Origin of the sequence: uncultured Devosia sp. (assembly GCF_913055165.1) — a bacterium.
Lineage (GTDB): Bacteria > Pseudomonadota > Alphaproteobacteria > Rhizobiales > Devosiaceae > Devosia.
On record NZ_CAJXJS010000036.1, the window covers coordinates 1 to 17822 of the forward strand.

Consider the following 17822-nt stretch of genomic DNA (forward strand, 5'->3'; position numbering starts at 1 on the left):
TTGACGAAATAGGTGCCGATGATCGAGGTGACGACGCAGGCCCCGCCAATGGCCAGCGGCAGCACCATGCCGATCAGCTTGAACTGCTCGGGCAGGATGATGGCGGCCAGCACCATGGTAGCAACGATGGTGACCACATAGGTCTCGAACAGGTCCGCCGCCATGCCGGCACAGTCCCCGACATTGTCGCCCACATTGTCGGCGATGGTCGCCGGATTGCGCGGATCGTCCTCGGGAATGCCGGCCTCGACCTTGCCCACCATGTCGCCGCCCACGTCAGCGCCCTTGGTGAAGATGCCGCCGCCGAGACGCGCAAAGATGGAAATCAGCGAGGCACCGAAGCTCAGCGCCACCAGCGAGTCGATCACGGTACGGCTGATGGGCGCAAAACCCATGCCGGTCAGAATGATGAAATAGAGCGTGACGCCGAGCAGCCCCAGCCCTGCCACCAGCATGCCAGTGACCGCGCCGGACTTGAACGCCAGGTCCAACCCCTTGCCCAGCGAGCCGACCGCGGCCTGGGCGACACGCACATTGGCGCGGACCGACACATTCATGCCGATGAAGCCGGCCGCGCCCGACAGCACGGCACCGATCAGGAAGCCGATGGCGGCGTAGATGCCGAGCAGCAGCCAGGCGGCAATCAGGATGACCACGCCGACAATGGCGATGGTGGTATATTGCCGCTTGAGATAGGCCGAGGCCCCCTCCCGCACGGCGGCCGAGATTTCCTGCATGCGCGCTGACCCCGCATCGGCCTTGAGCAGGCCCTGGGTGGTCACCACGCCATAGACGATAGACAGGCCGCCGCACGCAACGATCAGCCAAAGTGCCAGATCCATAAGAAGTCCCTCGAAAAGTTTCCTCCGAGGGCCCGCGCTGGTCCCGGCCGGGTCTTTCGCCCGGTCCAATCCCCGCCCTCCATCGGGCCCCCTCCAGGACCGGAGCTTAGCGGGAATAATCGGTTAAGCAATGGGACTTGCGATGTTTTGTCGCGGCGGCTAGCCGGCAAGGGCCGCAAGGCGCTGCTCAAGCGCGCCCGCAGGACCGTCCACGCGGATGGACTTGAAGCGGCTGGTCTCGCCATTGACCAGCGAAACGGAGGATTTCGGCACGCCCAGCGTCCTGGCCAGGAGCGCGATCACCGCGGTATTGGCTTTGCCCTTGTCGGGCGCGGCGGCAACGCGGACGCGCAACACGCTGGTGGCGTCATCGCGCAGTTCGGCGCCTTCGATAACGTCGCGCCCGGCATTGGGCGTGACGCGCAGATGAAGGATGAGCCCGGCCGCGGTCAGGCGTGCATATCCGGGCAGGTCGGCCAACTAGATCCCGGCGCGGATGACGGCGGGATAGATGTAGTAGCCGATGATCGACTGGATGAAGAAGATCAGCAGGAACGCGATCAGCGGGCTGAGGTCGAGACCCGAGAAATTGGGCATGAAGCGCCGGATGGGCCGCAGCACCGGCTCTGTCAGCTGGTTGAGCACCTGCCAGACCGTGGCCACGAACTGGTTACGCGTATTGATTACGTTGAACGAGATCAGCCAGCTCATGATGATCATGATGAGCAGCACCCACCAATAGAGCTGCAGGAGGATCAGGATGATGTCGAGCACGGCGCGCATGGGCGTCTCCGGAAAAAACTTGGGAAATATCTAGTGGCTGGCAGCCCCTGGGGCAAGTCCGGGAAAGGCGAAGGGTAAAAAGCCACGGGGCCCTGCATCAAAAACGCGATGCAGGACCCCGAATGACTGACTGCCCGGTACGCAGCACACTTCATCCGGGCGTGCATCGTAATGCACGAAGCGTGCCAGATCACGTCGGGCAGATTCCGGGAGGCAAAGATTAAGCCATTGTGAATTCTCGCATTTTGCAAGCTGGCCGGGTCATGCAAAATGCAAGGCCATTGCAGAATGCGAGGGCTGGATCAGCCGATATCCTTGATCGGCTTCCAGGTGATGAAGCGCCAGATATAGAGCACCAGCACCAGCACCACGACCGCAGTCGAGACCGGATCGATCCAAGCTTCCACCACATGATAGCCGGCATTGAGCACATAGCCGGCGGCGGTGAGGATGCCGGTCCAGAGCAGCGTGCCGATGGCCGAAATGCCCAGGAACTGCCAGAGCGGCATGGCAGCCAGGCCCGCCGGCACAGAAATCAGCGTGCGGATCGCCGGGATCAGGCGCCCGATGAACACCGCCAACACGCCATAGCGTGCGAACCAGTGATAGGCCATGTCGATATCAGCTTCGCTGAGCGTGGCGATCCGCCCAAGCCGGTTGCACAGCCAGGTGAAGCGCTCAAGCCCCATCAGCCGGGCGGCCGCATACCAGGCCGAAGTGCCCAGCAGCGAGCCCGCCATGCCGGCCACAAGTACGCCGATCAGATTGAGATCGCCCTGCGCGGCCACATAGCCGGCAAAGGGCATGATGAGTTCGGAGGGGATGGGCGGGAAGATGTTCTCCAGCACCATCATCAGGAAAATGCCGAGATAGCCCCAATCGGTGATGAAGCCGATGATGAAGTCGCTCATGGAGTGCCTCCGGGACGCCCACCCTGCCCCGGAAAGGGCAAGGGCCATTGGGACTGATCAGATCCTGCCGCATCTGAGATGCGGTCCCTCCCCCCATCAGGGGGAGGTTAGGAGGGAGTAACCGCCCTTAAGCCGACTTGGCAGCCCGGCTCATGCGCTTGCGATCATTCGGATCGAGCCAGATCTTGCGCAGGCGGATCGATTTGGGCGTCACCTCGACATATTCGTCTTCGGCGATATAGCCGAGCGACTGTTCCAGGGTGAGCTTCTTGGGCGTGGTCAGGCGCACCGCCTCGTCCTTGGAGGTCGTGCGGATATTGGTGAGCTGCTTGCCCTTGAGCGCATTGACCTCGAGATCGTTCTCGCGATTGTGCTCGCCGATGATCATGCCTTCATAGATGTCGACGCCGGCATCGATCAGCATGGCGCCGCGATCTTCCAGGTTCCAAAGGGCATAGGCCACCGATTGGCCGGTACCGTTGGAAATGAGGACGCCGGTGCGGCGACCCGGAAGGTCACCCTTATAGGGCACGAAGGAGTGGAACAGGCGGTTGAAGATGGCCGTGCCGCGGGTGTCCGAGAGCAATTCTGGCTGGTAGCCGATCAGCGCGCGGGTCGGCACCAGGAGCTTGATGCGGGTACGACCAACGCCGGAGGGACGCATATCGGTCAATTCACCCTTGCGCTCGGTGAGCTTCTGCACCACGGCGCCGGTGAACTCGTCATCGACGTCGATGATGACTTCCTCGACCGGCTCCATGCGCTGGCCGTTCTCTTCCTTGAACAGCACTTTGGGGCGGCCGATGGTCAATTCGAAGCCTTCGCGGCGCATGTTTTCGATCAGCACGGCGAGCTGCAATTCGCCGCGGCCGGCCACGTCAAAGCTGTCATTGTCGTCGCCGGGCGTGACGCGGATCGCCACATTGCCCTCGGCCTCGCGCATCAGCCGCTCACGGATCACGCGCGACTGCACCTTGTCGCCTTCGCGACCCGCCAGAGGGCCGTCATTGATGCGGAAGGTCACCGACAGGGTCGGCGGGTCGATCGGCTTGGCGGTGATCGGCTCGGACACGGCCGTCGAACAGATTGTGTCGGCCACGGTCGAGGTCTCGAGGCCGGCAATGGCTACAATGTCACCGGCTTCACCCACATCGATGGGGGAGCGCTCCAGACCGCGGAAGGCCAGAACCTTGGAGACGCGACCCTTTTCAACTTCCTTGCCCTCGCGGTTGAGGGTGTGGATCGGATCGCCCGCCTTGACCGAACCGGAGGCAATGCGGCCGGTGAGGATACGGCCAAGGAACGGGTTGCGCTCGATGGTGGTCACCAGCATGCGGAAGGCGCCTTCCTCAACGACCGGCTCGGGCACATGGTCCACGACCTTGTCGAGCAGCGGTGCCAGGGTTTCCTTGGGGCCGGCCGGGTCCTCGGCCATCCAGCCCTGCTTGGCCGAACCGTAGAGCACCGGGAAATCGAGCTGTTCGGAGGTGGCGTCGAGCGCAACGAAAAGGTCAAAGACCTCGTCGAGCACTTCCAGATGCCGCTCGTCGGACTTGTCGATCTTGTTGATGGCGACGATCGGGCGGAGGCCTTGGGCCAGCGCCTTGCCGAGCACGAACTTGGTCTGCGGCATCGGGCCTTCGGCTGCGTCCACCAGGATGACCACGCCATCGACCATGGAGAGAATGCGCTCCACTTCGCCGCCGAAGTCGGCGTGGCCGGGGGTGTCCACGATATTGATGCGGGTATCTTTCCACATCAGCGAGGTGACCTTGGCCAGAATGGTGATGCCGCGCTCGCGCTCGATATCATTGCTGTCCATGGCGCGCTCTTCGACGCGCTCGTTCTCACGGAAAGAGCCGGATTGCTTGAGCAGAACGTCGATCAGCGTGGTCTTGCCGTGGTCAACGTGGGCGATGATAGCGATATTGCGCAGAGACATTGTTTGGATCAGCCTTATTGGCATGATCCAGACGACCGACCCACGGGAGCGCACTCGAGTGGGCAGTCAGAAACGACCATGCGGTATGAATATGCCGGCGCCTGACTTGGGAGCGGGCCGACCTGTCGCGCGCTGCATATAGCAAGAGGGCCATTTTCACAAGGTTTCAATCTGCAGGGCGGGGATGCGCCGGCGCGCGCCCGGAGCGCGGAGCCGCCCATGGGTTCAAACCAATGGCCGGTCACAACTGGCCCCATATGGCCTGGAGAGGGTGGAAGCTAGCCCTCGGGTCACGCCCGAGGGTGCCTTGATAGGCGGCTCGAAATTGTCGACCTCTACTTCAGCGATCGCGGCATATCCCCGGATTGCCAGAGCCCCAGGCCAAAGCCATCCGGGTCCAGAAAGTCGGCGCTCCATCCGCCCGGAGCCTCCGAAACCGGGGTCACGATGTTGACGCCCTGCTCGGCCAGCCCGGCCACCACGTCATCGATGCCGCCCTCATCGAGCTCGAAGACAATGGCGGGGGGATCGCCGCGTTTCCCTTCCATTTCAAAGAAGATGAGGTCGGGACCATTCTCGATATGGGCCTGCAGCCAGAAGGGCTCGGCTCCCTCCTGTCGCTCCAGCTGCAATCCCAGCGTCTGGTTGTAGAAGGTTTCGGTGCGGCGGATATCACTGACATAAAACACGACGCTGACATTTTTGGGCTTGAGCTTCATTTTACCGCCTCCATGCGGCTCAGGGGCTTGTCGGCAGGCTGATAAAGCCCCAGCGGATGACCATCGGGATCAAGAAAGGCAGCGCCCTTGCCATCTGGCGCATCGCTCACCGGCGAGACGATGGTGGCTCCACGCTCGGCCAGTGCTGCCACGACATCGGCAATGCCGCCTTCGGCAAGCGTGAAGGTGACCAGCGGGCTGGTGCCCGGTTGCGGCTGGCCCGGCACGATGCTGATGCTGAAATCGGCGCTGAGGCGAGCAAAGAGAAATTGTCCCCTGCCCTCGCCGCGGCGTTCAAAGCCGATGCCAAAGACATCGGTATAAAAACGCGCACTGCGCTCCAGATCGGCCGAATGATAGACGAGGCACGCCTCGGAAGGTTTGAAGAGCATGGTCACTTCCTTGATGACAGACCGCCACCGATCGGCGGACACCTTCCTATTGCCGCGACAACCCGGTTTGTGAGCGCCGCACGACAAATAAATGGCCGTCCGGATCATGGCTGGCGAAACTGCCGCCATGCCGCATCAGGGCGGGAAGCAGGGCGTCGCGGATCCGGCCATAGGCCAGATCGAGATGGAGCCCGCTTAATTCCGCGGGTGCCGCCAGCCCTTTCGCCCGCATATGACGCTTGAGGGCGCTGACACGTTGCCGCAAGGCCGGGTCGGAGAGGTTGAGCAGATAGGCGATTTCCCGGCGATTATGGCCGGTCAGCACCAGCGCGGCCAGCGTTCGGAGCGCGGGCGGCAGGCCATCGAGGATCTCGTTGGGCGCAGCGTCTTCCACGACCGCTCCAACCCGTTCGCCTTGCCAGGCACCATCGCGTCGCAGTCGCCGCCGCGCCGAGCGGGCGCTCATCCTGGCCCGGTTGCGGACCACACCGCACAGCCAGCTGGCATTGTCCGCATCGTCCAGATCAAGCCGCCCTTGCTCGACGGCAATCAGCATGGCGTCCTGGACGACATCTTCAGCCAGCGCCGCACCGGCTTCGCGACGGGCAATGGCCAGCAGGTGTGAATGGAGCCGGATGCGCATGAAGCAAGAGTGCCAGCAGGCCGGATCGTCGGCAAGAGCGGCCTATGAGGCTTTTTTGTTGGCCTGGCTCTTGGCCATTTCCGAATGCAGCAGATTGGCAAGAGCCGCCGGCTGCAGCGGTGGCGAGAACAGGAAGCCCTGCACTTCCGAGACACCATGCTCGCGCACCAGCGCCAGCTGTTCCTCGGTTTCCACGCCCTCGGCCGTGGTCGACATGCCCAGCGACTGCCCCAGCCCGATCACGGCCTTGATGATGGCCTGGCTGTCGGCACGGGTGGTCAGGTCGGCCATGAAGGAGCGGTCGATCTTGATCTTGTCGAAGGGGAAGCTCCGGAGATAGCTGAGAGACGAATAGCCCGTGCCGAAATCGTCCATGGAGACCCGCACACCCATGCCCCGCAATTCGTGCAGCGCGGCGATGGTGCTTTCGCTATCGGTCAGGATCAGGCTCTCGGTGATCTCCAGCTCCAGCCGCGTTGGATCGAGCTGGGCTTCGGCCAGCGCCGCCTTGACCTGTCCCACCAGATCCTTGTGGCGGAACTGCACCGGCGAGAGGTTGACCGCCACCCGCACCGCGCCCGGCCAGGTCGCGGCGGCCTTGCAGGCCTCGTGCAGCACCCATTCGCCAATGGGCACGATAAGCCCTGTTTCCTCGGCCACCGGCACGAATTCGACCGGCGACACGGTGCGATCGTCATGGTCCCAGCGCAACAGCGCTTCCACGCATGTCACCCGGTTCTCCGCCAGACCCAGGAGCGGTTGGAACATCAGCCGCAATTCCTCGCGCTGCATGGCCAAGCGCAGGCCCGCTTCGATGGAGCGGCGCTGTTGCAGCTCCGCATCCATGCCCGCTTCAAAGAAATGATAGGTCGAGCGTCCTTCCGACTTGGCCTTGTAAAGGGCAAGGTCGGCGTTCTTGACCAGTTGGTCGGTGGTGGTACCGTCTGAGGGACCCACCGCAATGCCGACAGAAGAGCCGATTTCGATCTGCTGGCCGCCAATATTCATCGGCGCCCGCATGGCCTTGACGATGCGGTCTGCGACTTTGGCAGCCTGATCGATATTGTCGATGGGGCGAAGCAGCAGCGCAAATTCGTCGCCGCCCAACCGCGCCAGCAGGTCGGTCTCGCGCGTCGTACCCCAAAGCCGGACCGCGGCCTGCTTGATCACCTCGTCGCCCACGGCATGGCCAAGCGTGTCGTTGACGGCCTTGAAGTGATCGAGATCGATATAGAGCACGGCGGCCATTTCGCCGCGATTGAGGCCCGCCTCCGCCTTGGCCATCTGTTCGAGGAACTCGATGCGGTTGGGCAGATCGGTCAGCGCGTCATGCCGCGCCAGATGCTGGATGCGTGCTTCAGCCTGACGCTGCTCGGTAATGTCCTCATGGGTGGACACCCAACCGCCATCCTTCATCGGATGATGCTGCATCAGAATGGTGCGGCCATTGAGCTCGTGAATGTTCTTACCATATTCGCGCCGCGCGATGACATCGCGGCGCCAATTGACATATTCATCCTTGGTGCCGCCCGTGGACATGCCAGTGTCAAACAGATGGCCAAGGATGTCTTCGAGCTGGGTGCCGGGCTTCAGCAGCTCGATGGGCAGGTTGTAGATGCGCGCATAGGGCTCGTTGCAGATCACCAGCCGGCCCCGCGCATCCATCATGCACAGGCCGATGGAGATGTTGTTCACCGCCGCATCGAGGCGAATATTCTGCCGCTCCAGCTCCAGCTTGCGCTTCTGCTGGCTTTCCGAGCGGGCGATTTCCTCGGTGATGTCCTCATGGGTCACCACCCAGCCCAGGCGCTCGGAATAGACATGGGCGGTTTCGATGACGCGCCCGCCCTGCAACAGCTCCTGCGACTTGTGGCGCGTGCCGTGGCGATTGGCCAGCAATTCGCTGGTGTAGTGCTCGTAGAAGGTTTCGGGGCTCTGGCCGGGATGATTGCCCAGCCTGGCCGAGAGATGCACCACATCTTCCAGCGTCATGCCGCGATGGATGGCGTCTTCGGAAAAACCGTAGAAATCCCGGTAATGCTTGTTCCACATCACCAGGCGAAACTGGGGCGACCAGACGCAAAAGCCATAGGGAATGCTTTCCAGCGCCGCATCCAGCAGCAGCTTTTCAGCCACGTCCCCAACATTTTCGGCGTCATCCGAGCGCATCGAACCCCCCAGTTCAAAAGCCAATTCTCGACGCTGGGCGAACGGTAATGAGACGGGCTTAACGCTGGATTAAATTGCGATGTTCGAACGAAAAAGGTGAACTGGCGGGCCTGCCCTGCCCGCCAGTCGGGATCGCTCAGCCCTTGGCCTTCTTGTTGCGGGCCGCCCAGGTCTTCAAACGCAGGCCGTTGAGGCGGATAAAGCCTTCGGCATCCTTGTGGTCATAGGCGACCGCGCCTTCCTCGAAGGTGACGAGGTCTTCCGAATAGAGCGAATAGGGCGAGGTGCGCGCCACCACATTGGCCGAGCCCTTGTAGAGCTTGACCGTGACTTCCCCGGAAACGAATTCCTGGCTCTTGTCGATCAGCGCCTGCAGCATCTCGCGCTCGGGCGAGAACCAGAAGCCATTATAGATCAGCTCGGCATATTTGGGCATCAGCTCATCCTTGAGATGCGCTGCGCCGCGATCAAGCGTGATCGATTCAATGCCGCGATGGGCATGCCAGAGCACGGTGCCGCCCGGCGTCTCGTAGATGCCGCGCGACTTCATGCCCACAAAACGGTTCTCGACCAGGTCCAGCCGGCCCACGCCATGCTTGCCGCCCAGCTCATTGAGCTTTTCCAGCAGCGCGGCGGGTGACAGCTTGACGCCATTGACCGAGACGGCATCGCCTTTCTCGAACCCGATCTTGACATATTCCGGCGTGTCCGGCGCCCGCTCGGGGTCGACGGTACGCTGGAACACATAGTCCGGTGCTTCCACGCCCGGATCTTCCAGCACCCGGCCTTCGGACGAGGTATGCAGCAGGTTCGCATCCACCGAGAACGGCGCCTCGCCGCGCTTGTCCTTGGCAATCGGGATCTGGTTCTGCTCGGCATATTCGAGCAGCCTTGTGCGCGAGCGCAAATCCCATTCGCGCCAGGGCGCGATCACCTTGATCGACGGGTCGAGCGCATTGGCGGTCAATTCGAACCGGACCTGGTCATTGCCCTTGCCGGTGGCGCCATGGGAAATGGCGTCGGCCCCGGTTTCCTGGGCGATCTCGACCAGCCGCTTGGAAATCAGCGGCCGGGCGATCGAAGTGCCAAGCAGGTAGAGCCCCTCATACATGGCATTGGCGCGGAACATCGGGAACACGAAATCGGCAACGAATTCCTCGCGCAAATCCTCGATGCGAATGTCCTTGATGCCGAACATCTCGGCCTTCTTGCGCGCCGGTTCGAGCTCCTCGCCCTGACCCAGATCGGCGGTGAAGGTCACCACCTCGCAATTATAGGTTTCCTGCAGCCATTTCAGGATGATGGAGGTGTCGAGCCCGCCTGAATAGGCCAGCACGACTTTCTTGATGTCATTCGCCATTGTGTTGTCTCGGTGGTGGTGGCCGAACGGCCCGAAATCGGGCGCACCCTATTCATCCGCGCGCTTTGATGCAATTGTCCGGCCGAACCAATTTGAGTTGCCTGCCATGCCCGCTTTCGTCCCCGACCTGCCCGTCATTCTCGCCTTTGCCCTGGCCGCCTTCGTTCTGGCCGTGACGCCCGGCCCGGACATGGCGCTGTTTGTCTCACGCACCATGAATTGGGGCCGCGGCCATGGCTACGCCACGGTGCTGGGCGCCATCACCGGTATCGGCGTGCACACCATGCTGGTGGCCTTCGGCATCTCCGTCTTGATCGTCACCGCGCCAACCGCCTTCTGGGTGCTGAAAATCGTGGGCGCGCTTTATCTGGTCTGGCTGGCCATCCAGGCCATTCGCGATGGCGGCGGCGTGCTGGTGGTGAAACAGGCCGGCAAGCAGCCCAGCTGGCGCCAGTCCTACCTCACGGGCCTCGGAATCAACCTCACCAATCCCAAGGTCGCGCTGTTCTTCGTAACCTTCCTGCCCCAATTCGTTTCGGCAGCTGATCCCGATGCCGCCGGCAAGCTGATCTTTCTCGGCGTCGAATTCATCATCGTCTCATTGCCGATCGTCGTCGCCATCGTGCTCTTTGCCGAATGGCTGACGCGCACGCTCAAGGAGAATGCCTGGGTAGGCAAGGCGCTCAACTGGAGCTTTGCCGCCGTGTTCATGGCTTTTGCCGCGACCATCCTTCTGGCCGAAGGGCGCAAGTGACGTGAATTACCGCCACGCCTACCACGCCGGCAATTTTGCCGATGTGGTCAAGCACACCATTCTCACCCGCATCCTCGCCTATCTCATGCGCAAGGACGCCGCCTTCCGGGTGATCGACACCCATGCAGGCCTGGGCATTTATGATCTGTTTGGTGATCAGGCTGAGCGGACCGGCGAATGGCAGGATGGCATCGGCCGGCTGATTCACGTGAAACTTCCACAGGATGCAGCGGACCTGCTGGCGCCCTATCTCCAAGCGGTGCGGGCACAGAACCTGGATGGAAGCCTTCGCTATTATCCCGGTTCGCCCTTCATCACCCGGCACATGCTGCGCGAGCAGGACCGGCTGATGGCGTTTGAGCTCCATCCCATGGACGCCGATCGCCTCAAGGAGAATTTCGCCGGCGACTTCCAGACCCGCGTGACCCAGCTCGATGCCTGGGACATTTTCGGCACTCATCTGCCGCCCAGGGAAAAGCGCGGCCTCGTGCTGGTCGATCCGCCCTTTGAAGAAAAGGGCGAGTTCAGCCGCATGGTGCAGAGTCTCGAAAAAGCCCACAAACGCTGGCCCGGCGGCACCTATGCCTTCTGGTATCCGGTCAAGGAGCCAAGCGAGGTCGAGACCTATGTCAAAGCCCTCAAAAAGACCGGCATTCCCAAAATCCTGCGGCTCGAACTGACCATCCGGGCGCCCTCAACCCCGCCTCGCCTGCATGGCACCGGCATGATGGTGGTCAACCCGCCCTACGTGCTGGAAGAGGAAATGCGGACGCTGTTGCCAGTGCTTGCGGACTTGCTGAGCGATGAGGGCCGCGGGCGCTGGAGTGTGGATTGGGTTGCGGGGGAGTAATGGCTATGCTCCACGCTTGCGCGTTCTCCGCGTCGGGGCGTGAAAGGCCGGTGGCTTAGTCTTCACCCAGGCCACGAAATCCGCGATTTCCGGATCGGCTTTGAGACTGTCGATATCCGACAGCCTCGTCGCCAGTTCTGCCTCGGAAAACCGGGCATGGATGGCGCTATGGCAAATCTGGTGCAGGCGCACCGTCCCCAGATGCGTACCACCCTTGAGCCGGGGCACCAGATGGTGCCGACTGGATTTGGCGTCGGGCGGAATGGGCCGGTCGCACAAGGGGCAGATGAGCGGCTGCCGCCTTGCGGCTGCATCCTCCGCAGCGGCGATGGCCTTGTCGATTTTGGAGGCCGAGGGCCGCATCACACCTTCTCGCATAACCGCAACAAATAGCCATCGGGGTCCTGCACGCAGAACTGGCGCTGCGTCACCTGGTCCATGGCGGTGCGGTAGGTGCTGGTTTCGACGGGCTGAAACAGCTCGATGCCGGCGGCCTGAAGCCGCGCACAGATCGGGTCGATCGCTGCGACCTCGATCTGAAAATTGGCACCCCGCCCCAGCGGCGGCACCAGCGGACCGGTGATCCAGTCCCGGCCCTCGCCGATCTGGTCGAGCATCAGTTCTGCCTGATCCAATGCGAGATATGCAAAACCCTCTTCGGGACGCTCATAAAGCACCGCAAAGCCCAGCACATCGCAATAGAAGCGACGGCTGGCCACAATGTCAGAGACTGAAAGCTCGGGAACCAGCGCCGCCATTACAGCGCCAACAGCGCGTCCCGGTCTTTCTTTGAAAGCCGTTCGCTCTCGCTCTTCAATTGCCCGCAGGCGGCGAAGATGTCGCGGCCGCGCGGCGTGCGGACGGGCGAGGCATAGCCGGCCTTGTTGACGATATCGGCAAAACGCTCGATGCGGCTTGAAGGCGAGGTGCCATAGTTCGAACCGGGCCAGGGGTTGAACGGGATGAGGTTGATCTTGGCCGGAATGCCGGCCAAGAGCCGCACCAGTTCGCGCGCTTCGGCGTCGCTGTCATTGATGCCGTCGAGCATGACATATTCAAAAGTGATGCGCCGGGCATTCGAGAGCCCGGGGTAATTCTTGCAGGCCTCCAGCAGCTCCTTGAGCGGCCATTTCTTGTTGATCGGCACCAGCACATCGCGCAGATCGTCGCGCACGGCATGGAGCGAAATGGCCAGCATGACGTCGATCTCGCGGCCGGTTGGTTCGATATAGGGCACGACGCCCGAGGTCGAGAGCGTGATGCGGCGCTTGGAGATGGACATGCCGTCGCCGGCCGAGGCAATCAGCAGGGCCTGCTTGACGTTGTCGTAATTATAGAGCGGCTCGCCCATGCCCATCATCACGATATTGGTGATGGCGCGGGTCTCGCCACCGGGCACCAGCCCGCCATCGGCGGGGCGCGAACCGCCGGGGAAATCGCCCAGACGCTCGCGCGCCATCAGGATCTGTCCCAGGATTTCGCCAGCCGTCAGATTGCGCACCAGCTTCTGCGTGCCGGTATGGCAGAAGGAACAGGTGAGCGTACAACCCACCTGAGAGGAGACGCAGAGCGTGCCGCGATCGCTTTCGGGGATATAGACGGTTTCGACCTCAACCGCCGGCATATTGGGGTTGGCCGGATCGCGGAAGCGGAACAGCCATTTGCGCGTGCCATCGACCGAGACCTGTTCGGAGACGATTTCCGGGCGGTCGAGATTGAAGGTATCGGCCAGTTTCTGCCGCACCGGTTTGGCCACATTGGTCATGCGGTCAAAATCGGTGACCCCGTTTACATAGAGCCAGTTCCAGAGCTGGCTGGCGCGCATGCGCCCTTCCTTTTCCGAGACGACCGCGTTGCTGACTAGGGCCTCGGCCAGACCCGCCTTGGAAAGGCCGATCAGGCTCGGCCGCGCGGCGGAGGCCGGGCGGATGGCGGTCGAATGGTCAAGGTTCAGCGCAATGCTCATGGCAGGCACATGGGTTCCGGAAATGCGGGAAGTGCGCGCCTGTAGCACAGGCGCGCGGAAAACTCAAAGTCACGGTGGCGGGAGGCGGGGTTGCGGTGGCTGCGGAGCAGGAAGTGAGCGTGATGCCCGCACACCGCCGTGCGTGGCTCACCAAGGTGGATTGCCCGGTCAAGCCGGGCAATGACGAAGGAGAGGTGAGCTTGGTGCAGCCCGAACTAGCACTCGGCCCCAATGGCCTGCTGCGCCGCGGTGGCGCCGGAGAGCGAATAGGACTGCACAATTTCCGTGCCATTGGCCGAGGTGCCGGTGATGGTCACCGTCGAACCGGCACGCAGGGCGGCGGCCAGATTGGCGCTCTGCCCGCTATCGTCGAGCCAGGCCGCGTCATTCTGGGTGAAGAGCGGGAAGTCCTGGCCGCCGACGCTGGCCACAGCCATCGACCCGGTCTGGAAAGTGTAGCCGGCCACGACGTTGAACTCATTGGCAACGTCTTCACCGGGCCGGTTGGTCACATAGAGATAGGCCTCGCCATAGCCTTCCGGCGTCGGCTGGGTGCTCTTTGGCCGGGTCATGGCGAAGCAGACCGTGCCGGACCCGTCGTCTGCCGCATAGCTGGACCAGTCGCGGAAATCACCCAGCACCCGCGCCGACTGCGCCGTGGCCGGCAAGACGGCAGCGAGCGTGGTGAGAAGCGCGAGCGACAGTGCAGGAATACGGATCATCAGGACTGGTACCATTGGCAGAACCGGGCAACGGGATTTGCACCCCGATGCCCAGTTAGTTTGTTTGGGCGCTTATGGGCAAGCCCTTACTGGCAGGCCGCGTCGATGGCATTCATCGCGGCGGTGGCACCGGAGAGCGAGTAGGTGTCTACCGTATCGGTTCCGCGCTGGCTGGTACCGCGCACCACCATCTGGTTGCCGGCCTTGAAGGCCTGAACAAAGCCGGGTTCATCGCTGCTCGAGGCCAACCAGGCGGTGGAACCGCGCGCGGCCATGACATAGCTCTTGCCGTCGATGCTGGCCGAGGCCTTGGCATCACTGGTGTTGTACGGGTAGCCGATCTGGGTCTGAACCTCGTTCTTGGAGCCCATGCCCTTGCGGTGCACGATCAGGAACTTGACCGGATCGCGATTGACCCCGGTCGGTTCGCTCCTCTGCGGCTCGCCGATGATGAAACAGAGCTGTCCGCTCTGATCGGTCGCGGTATAGGCCGACCAGGCATTGAACGTGCCCAGCTCGGTGGCCTGCTGAGCCTGTGCGGCCGGGGCCAGAGCCATGACCGTCGCCACCGCGAGCCCAAGGATGAGGCCACCGGTTTTCGTCGTCATCGCCAATTCTTCCTCTTGTCTTGCTGGTGTTCGTGGGGCGTGCTGCCCGTCCAGTCTGCCCCGAACATGGTTACCAAGGTGTCAAGGCCCGCACCCCGTTCGCGGGCATTTGGTTCAAATGAAAGCCAAAGGCGGCGGCATTTGGGCACTGATCGACCTGAACCGCTTCCGATCTCCGCCCAGGGTTAAGCAGACGTTAACTTCAGCGTGATCAGGCCGCCAGCGGGTAGCTCTGTTCCACCAGATAGGGCCCGCCGCCCACCGAATCCCGGCTGGAAAACAGCACAAAGCGCGCCGGTACGAAGCTGAGCGGCTCAAACCGAGCGGCCTCCGCCATGAAGCGGGCTACCTCCTCGGCGGAAGTACCCCGCAACCGCGCCAGCGACACATGGGGCACGAATTTGCGCCCCTCCGGCGGCAGCCCAGCCCGTTGCAGCACCCGCTCATGGGCCGCTTGCAGGCGGTTGAGCGCCTCGGACGGTTCCACCCCGGCATAGAGCGCCCGGGGCTTGTCACCGCCAAAGGTCCCCAGATGGGTCAGCCGGATGGGAAATTGCAGGGAATTGGATAGCCGATCGAGGCTGTCGACGACTTCGTCGGCGGTCTTGCCATCCACATCACCGATGAAGCGGAGCGTGATATGGTAGTTTTCCGGATCGATCCAGCGCGCTCCGGAAAGGCCGCCTCGCTTGAGCGAGAGGGCAAATCCCACTTCGGCGGGGATCTCGAGGCCGGTAAAAAGCCGGGGCATTATGGTCCTCCCTGGCGTGGCTGCGCACGATTCGCCTCTTGACCCTAACACAATCGCTTTATTGGGCCAGTCCCAGTGTCGCAGCGAACCGATTATCCTTGTCAACCAACGCCTGTCTCCCCATATTCCTCCACAAGTGGCAACGCCAATTGCCCCCGGCGGTGACAAGACCGCGTATGCGTTATTTGGAAAGGGAACCAAAGAATGGCTGAATATGACCGTCAGACCCTCGGTGCGCGGGCCGGCTCGGCCTTGGCCATCGACGAGGGCCTTCGCAGCTACATGCTGCGTGTTTACAACTATATGGGCCTCGGCCTGGTGGTAACGGGCCTGGTGGCCTTCTTCACCAGCCAGTGGGCCATGTCGAGCCAGGCCAATGCCGAGCTGCTCTATGGCAGCCCGTTGTCCTGGGTGATCATGCTCTCGCCGCTGGCCTTCGTGCTGGTCTTGAGCTTCGGCATCAACAAGCTTTCCGTGGGTGCTTCGCAGGCCATTTTCTGGGCCTTCGCGGCCGTGATGGGCCTGTCGCTGTCGTCCATCTTCCTGGTCTATACCGGCGCCTCGATCGCCAAGGTGTTCTTCATCACCGCCGCTACCTTCGGCGCGATGAGCCTTTACGGCTACACCACCAAGCGCGACCTGACCGGCATGGGCAACTTCCTGATGATGGGCCTGATCGGTATCGTCATCGCCATGATCGTGAACATCTTCCTGGCCTCGTCCATGCTCGATTTCGCGATCTCGGTCATCGGCGTGCTGATCTTCACCGGTCTCACCGCCTATGACACCCAGAAGATCAAGGAAAGCTACTCCGAGCACTACGGTGCCGACGTGATGGCCAAGAATGCCATCATGGGTGCCCTCTCGCTCTACCTCGACTTCATCAACCTGTTCCTCATGCTGCTCCGCCTGTTCGGCAATCGCGAATAGCAAACGAACTTCCTTGATCGCAGGATCAAGGAAATTGGTTGGACGTCAAACAGGACCGCAGCTTAAAAGGCTGCGGTCCTTTTCATTTCCCGCTTAGCCATGTCCGCTTATCTGCTGCGCCCATTTTCCTGGTCCGACATACCCGCGATCACCACGATCTACCGGCACTATGTCGAGCACACTGCTATTACCTTCGATACCGAAGCGCCGGGCGAAGAGGCGATCGCGGAAAAATATGCCGGCCTCAAGAAGCTCGGTCATCCACTGATCATCGCCGAGCGCGCCGGCAAGGTCGCCGGCTATGCCTATGCCAGCTTCTATCGCCCCCGTGCCGCCTATCGTTTCACCTGCGAGGATTCGATTTACCTCGATCCTGCAGAGACCGGGCGCGGCCTAGGCAAGCTGATGCTGACTGAACTGCTGATCCAGTCGAAAGCCTTTGGCTTCAAGCAGATGCTGGCGGTAATCACCGCCGACACGGCCAATTCCGTCGCTATCCATGAGAAATTCGGTTTCGAGCGCGTCGGCTACTACAAGGCGGTCGGCTTCAAGTTCGATCGCTGGCACGACATCGTGCATCTGCAAAAGGCGCTCTAGGCTTTGTTCCCGCCGGGTGCCAGCACCTTGGACATCGCCCGGCAAGCCGCATTGCAGCCCAACCCTTCGACTTCCACCCAGCCTTGCGCGCGGTAGAAATCCCTGGCGGTCTTGGTCGCTTCAAGCCGACCCTCGGCAAAGCCGTGTTGGGCCAGATCGGCTTCCATCACCGCCAGCAGCGCCTTGCTCAGGCCGCGAAATCGGCCCTCGGGCGCCACATAATTGAGGGCGATCCCACCGGACGCGGTGGTCGCGCCCACGGCAGCGACGCGCCCGTCCCACTCGGCCACGAACAGGGTAAGGCCATCCTGGCCCAGCATTTCAGCCACGCCCTCGGGCGTCTTGTTGGCAGTCCAATCGGCAATTTTCTCGGGATCACCGCCATGATCGGCGGCACAAAGCTCGGCAATGGAAGCGATCAGCACCCGGCTCATGGCTGGCACGTCTTCCGCCCGCGCCGGACGGACCACGATGCTCATCCAACCACCATGAGGTCCGGGTCGAGCACGCGCAGCACCTGAGCCAGGTCGTGGCCGCGCTTGAGGATGCGCCCCTGTTGGTTGGTGACCATGAACTGGCCTTGCTTGTTGCGCAGCTTGGGGTTCTTCTCGACCACGAAGAGCGGCCGCTCGGACACGCGGGCATAGATGGAGAACAGCGCCCGGTCCTTGAGAAAGTCCATGGCATAATCGCGCCACTCGCCCGAGCCGACCTTGCGGCCATAGACGGCCAGGATTTGCATCAGCTCGCGCCGGTCGAAGGCGACAATGGGTTGCACAGGCCGGTTCTGCTGGGCCGCGGGCTCACCCACATGCACCAGCGCCAGATTGGCTTGATTATCCTTTGGAGGACCCTGCACGCCGCCTCAATGCCCTGTCATCAC

22 protein-coding genes are annotated in these 17822 nt (G+C 62.3%); 4 read left to right on the forward strand and 18 right to left on the reverse strand.

The annotated features are described in order from the left end of the window. The 10 genes from QZ564_RS12190 to QZ564_RS12235 form a co-directional block, all read right to left on the reverse strand. The coding region (locus tag QZ564_RS12190) for a sodium/proton-translocating pyrophosphatase (RefSeq protein ID WP_297110030.1) at positions 1–842 on the reverse strand (842 nt) is incomplete at its 3' end. Between the two features lie 159 nt (positions 843–1001). Continuing rightward, on the reverse strand, positions 1002–1322 hold the full coding sequence (locus QZ564_RS12195; protein WP_297110033.1) for a DUF167 family protein: 321 nt from the start codon (positions 1320–1322) through the stop codon (positions 1002–1004). Next, on the reverse strand, positions 1323–1625 hold the full coding sequence (locus QZ564_RS12200) for a YggT family protein (RefSeq protein WP_297110036.1): 303 nt from the start codon (positions 1623–1625) through the stop codon (positions 1323–1325). A 302-nt stretch (positions 1626–1927) separates the two neighbouring features. Beyond that, a complete protein-coding gene (locus QZ564_RS12205) occupies positions 1928–2536 on the reverse strand; it encodes a DedA family protein (protein WP_297110039.1) in 609 nt (202 codons plus the stop codon). A 127-nt stretch (positions 2537–2663) separates the two neighbouring features. Further along, positions 2664–4478 (reverse strand): translational GTPase TypA, encoded by a 1815-nt coding sequence (typA, locus tag QZ564_RS12210; protein ID WP_297110043.1) that lies wholly within the window; start codon positions 4476–4478, stop codon positions 2664–2666. A gap of 335 nt (positions 4479–4813) precedes the next feature. Then, entirely contained in the window at positions 4814–5197 is a 384-nt protein-coding gene (locus QZ564_RS12215) for a VOC family protein (protein ID WP_297110046.1), read from the reverse strand. Next, positions 5194–5589: a VOC family protein gene (locus tag QZ564_RS12220; protein WP_297110049.1), complete on the reverse strand. Its 396-nt coding sequence runs from the start codon at positions 5587–5589 to the stop codon at positions 5194–5196. The genes QZ564_RS12215 and QZ564_RS12220 overlap by 4 nt, the downstream gene beginning before the upstream one ends. 46 nt (positions 5590–5635) lie before the next feature. Continuing rightward, positions 5636–6232, reverse strand: a complete 597-nt coding sequence (locus QZ564_RS12225; protein ID WP_297110051.1) for a sigma factor — start codon at positions 6230–6232, stop codon at positions 5636–5638. 42 nt (positions 6233–6274) lie between these two features. Continuing rightward, a complete protein-coding gene (locus QZ564_RS12230) occupies positions 6275–8401 on the reverse strand; it encodes an EAL domain-containing protein (RefSeq protein WP_297110053.1) in 2127 nt (708 codons plus the stop codon). A 136-nt stretch (positions 8402–8537) separates the two neighbouring features. Beyond that, complete coding sequence (locus tag QZ564_RS12235) at positions 8538–9761, reverse strand: argininosuccinate synthase (RefSeq protein WP_297110056.1); 1224 nt, start codon at positions 9759–9761, stop codon at positions 8538–8540. Positions 9762–9867: 106 nt separating this feature from the next. Between QZ564_RS12235 and QZ564_RS12240 the strand changes: the two genes are divergently transcribed. Together QZ564_RS12240 and QZ564_RS12245 are read left to right on the forward strand one after the other, a co-directional pair. Further along, a complete protein-coding gene (locus QZ564_RS12240) occupies positions 9868–10515 on the forward strand; it encodes a LysE family translocator (protein ID WP_297110059.1) in 648 nt (215 codons plus the stop codon). Position 10516: 1 nt separating this feature from the next. Beyond that, positions 10517–11365: a 23S rRNA (adenine(2030)-N(6))-methyltransferase RlmJ gene (locus tag QZ564_RS12245; RefSeq protein WP_297110062.1), complete on the forward strand. Its 849-nt coding sequence runs from the start codon at positions 10517–10519 to the stop codon at positions 11363–11365. Positions 11366–11368: 3 nt separating this feature from the next. Here the strand turns inward: QZ564_RS12245 and QZ564_RS12250 are convergent, their stop codons facing one another. The 6 genes from QZ564_RS12250 to thpR form a co-directional block, all read right to left on the reverse strand. Further along, on the reverse strand, positions 11369–11728 hold the full coding sequence (locus tag QZ564_RS12250) for a restriction endonuclease (RefSeq protein ID WP_297110065.1): 360 nt from the start codon (positions 11726–11728) through the stop codon (positions 11369–11371). Further along, positions 11728–12123, reverse strand: a complete 396-nt coding sequence (locus QZ564_RS12255) for a VOC family protein (RefSeq protein WP_297110068.1) — start codon at positions 12121–12123, stop codon at positions 11728–11730. The genes QZ564_RS12250 and QZ564_RS12255 overlap by 1 nt, the downstream gene beginning before the upstream one ends. Further along, complete coding sequence (rlmN, locus tag QZ564_RS12260; protein WP_297110071.1) at positions 12123–13331, reverse strand: 23S rRNA (adenine(2503)-C(2))-methyltransferase RlmN; 1209 nt, start codon at positions 13329–13331, stop codon at positions 12123–12125. Before rlmN ends, QZ564_RS12255 begins: the two co-directional genes overlap by 1 nt. A gap of 215 nt (positions 13332–13546) precedes the next feature. Beyond that, entirely contained in the window at positions 13547–14053 is a 507-nt protein-coding gene (locus QZ564_RS12265) for an invasion associated locus B family protein (protein ID WP_297110074.1), read from the reverse strand. 86 nt (positions 14054–14139) lie between these two features. Beyond that, on the reverse strand, positions 14140–14661 hold the full coding sequence (locus tag QZ564_RS12270; protein WP_297110077.1) for an invasion associated locus B family protein: 522 nt from the start codon (positions 14659–14661) through the stop codon (positions 14140–14142). A gap of 211 nt (positions 14662–14872) precedes the next feature. After that, a complete protein-coding gene (gene thpR, locus QZ564_RS12275; protein ID WP_297110080.1) occupies positions 14873–15412 on the reverse strand; it encodes an RNA 2',3'-cyclic phosphodiesterase in 540 nt (179 codons plus the stop codon). A 204-nt stretch (positions 15413–15616) separates the two neighbouring features. Here thpR and QZ564_RS12280 point away from each other — a divergent pair, with 204 nt between their 5' ends. Then, positions 15617–16342, forward strand: coding sequence for a Bax inhibitor-1/YccA family protein (locus QZ564_RS12280; protein ID WP_297110083.1), 726 nt, complete (start codon positions 15617–15619; stop codon positions 16340–16342). 99 nt (positions 16343–16441) lie between these two features. Then, positions 16442–16939 (forward strand): GNAT family N-acetyltransferase, encoded by a 498-nt coding sequence (locus QZ564_RS12285; protein ID WP_297110086.1) that lies wholly within the window; start codon positions 16442–16444, stop codon positions 16937–16939. Here the strand turns inward: QZ564_RS12285 and QZ564_RS12290 are convergent. Beyond that, positions 16936–17418, reverse strand: a complete 483-nt coding sequence (locus QZ564_RS12290; RefSeq protein ID WP_297110089.1) for a GNAT family N-acetyltransferase — start codon at positions 17416–17418, stop codon at positions 16936–16938. The genes QZ564_RS12285 and QZ564_RS12290 overlap by 4 nt on opposite strands. Continuing rightward, positions 17415–17765, reverse strand: coding sequence for a DUF2794 domain-containing protein (locus QZ564_RS12295; RefSeq protein WP_297110146.1), 351 nt, complete (start codon positions 17763–17765; stop codon positions 17415–17417). The genes QZ564_RS12290 and QZ564_RS12295 overlap by 4 nt, the downstream gene beginning before the upstream one ends. Positions 17766–17822: the final 57 nt, after the last annotated feature.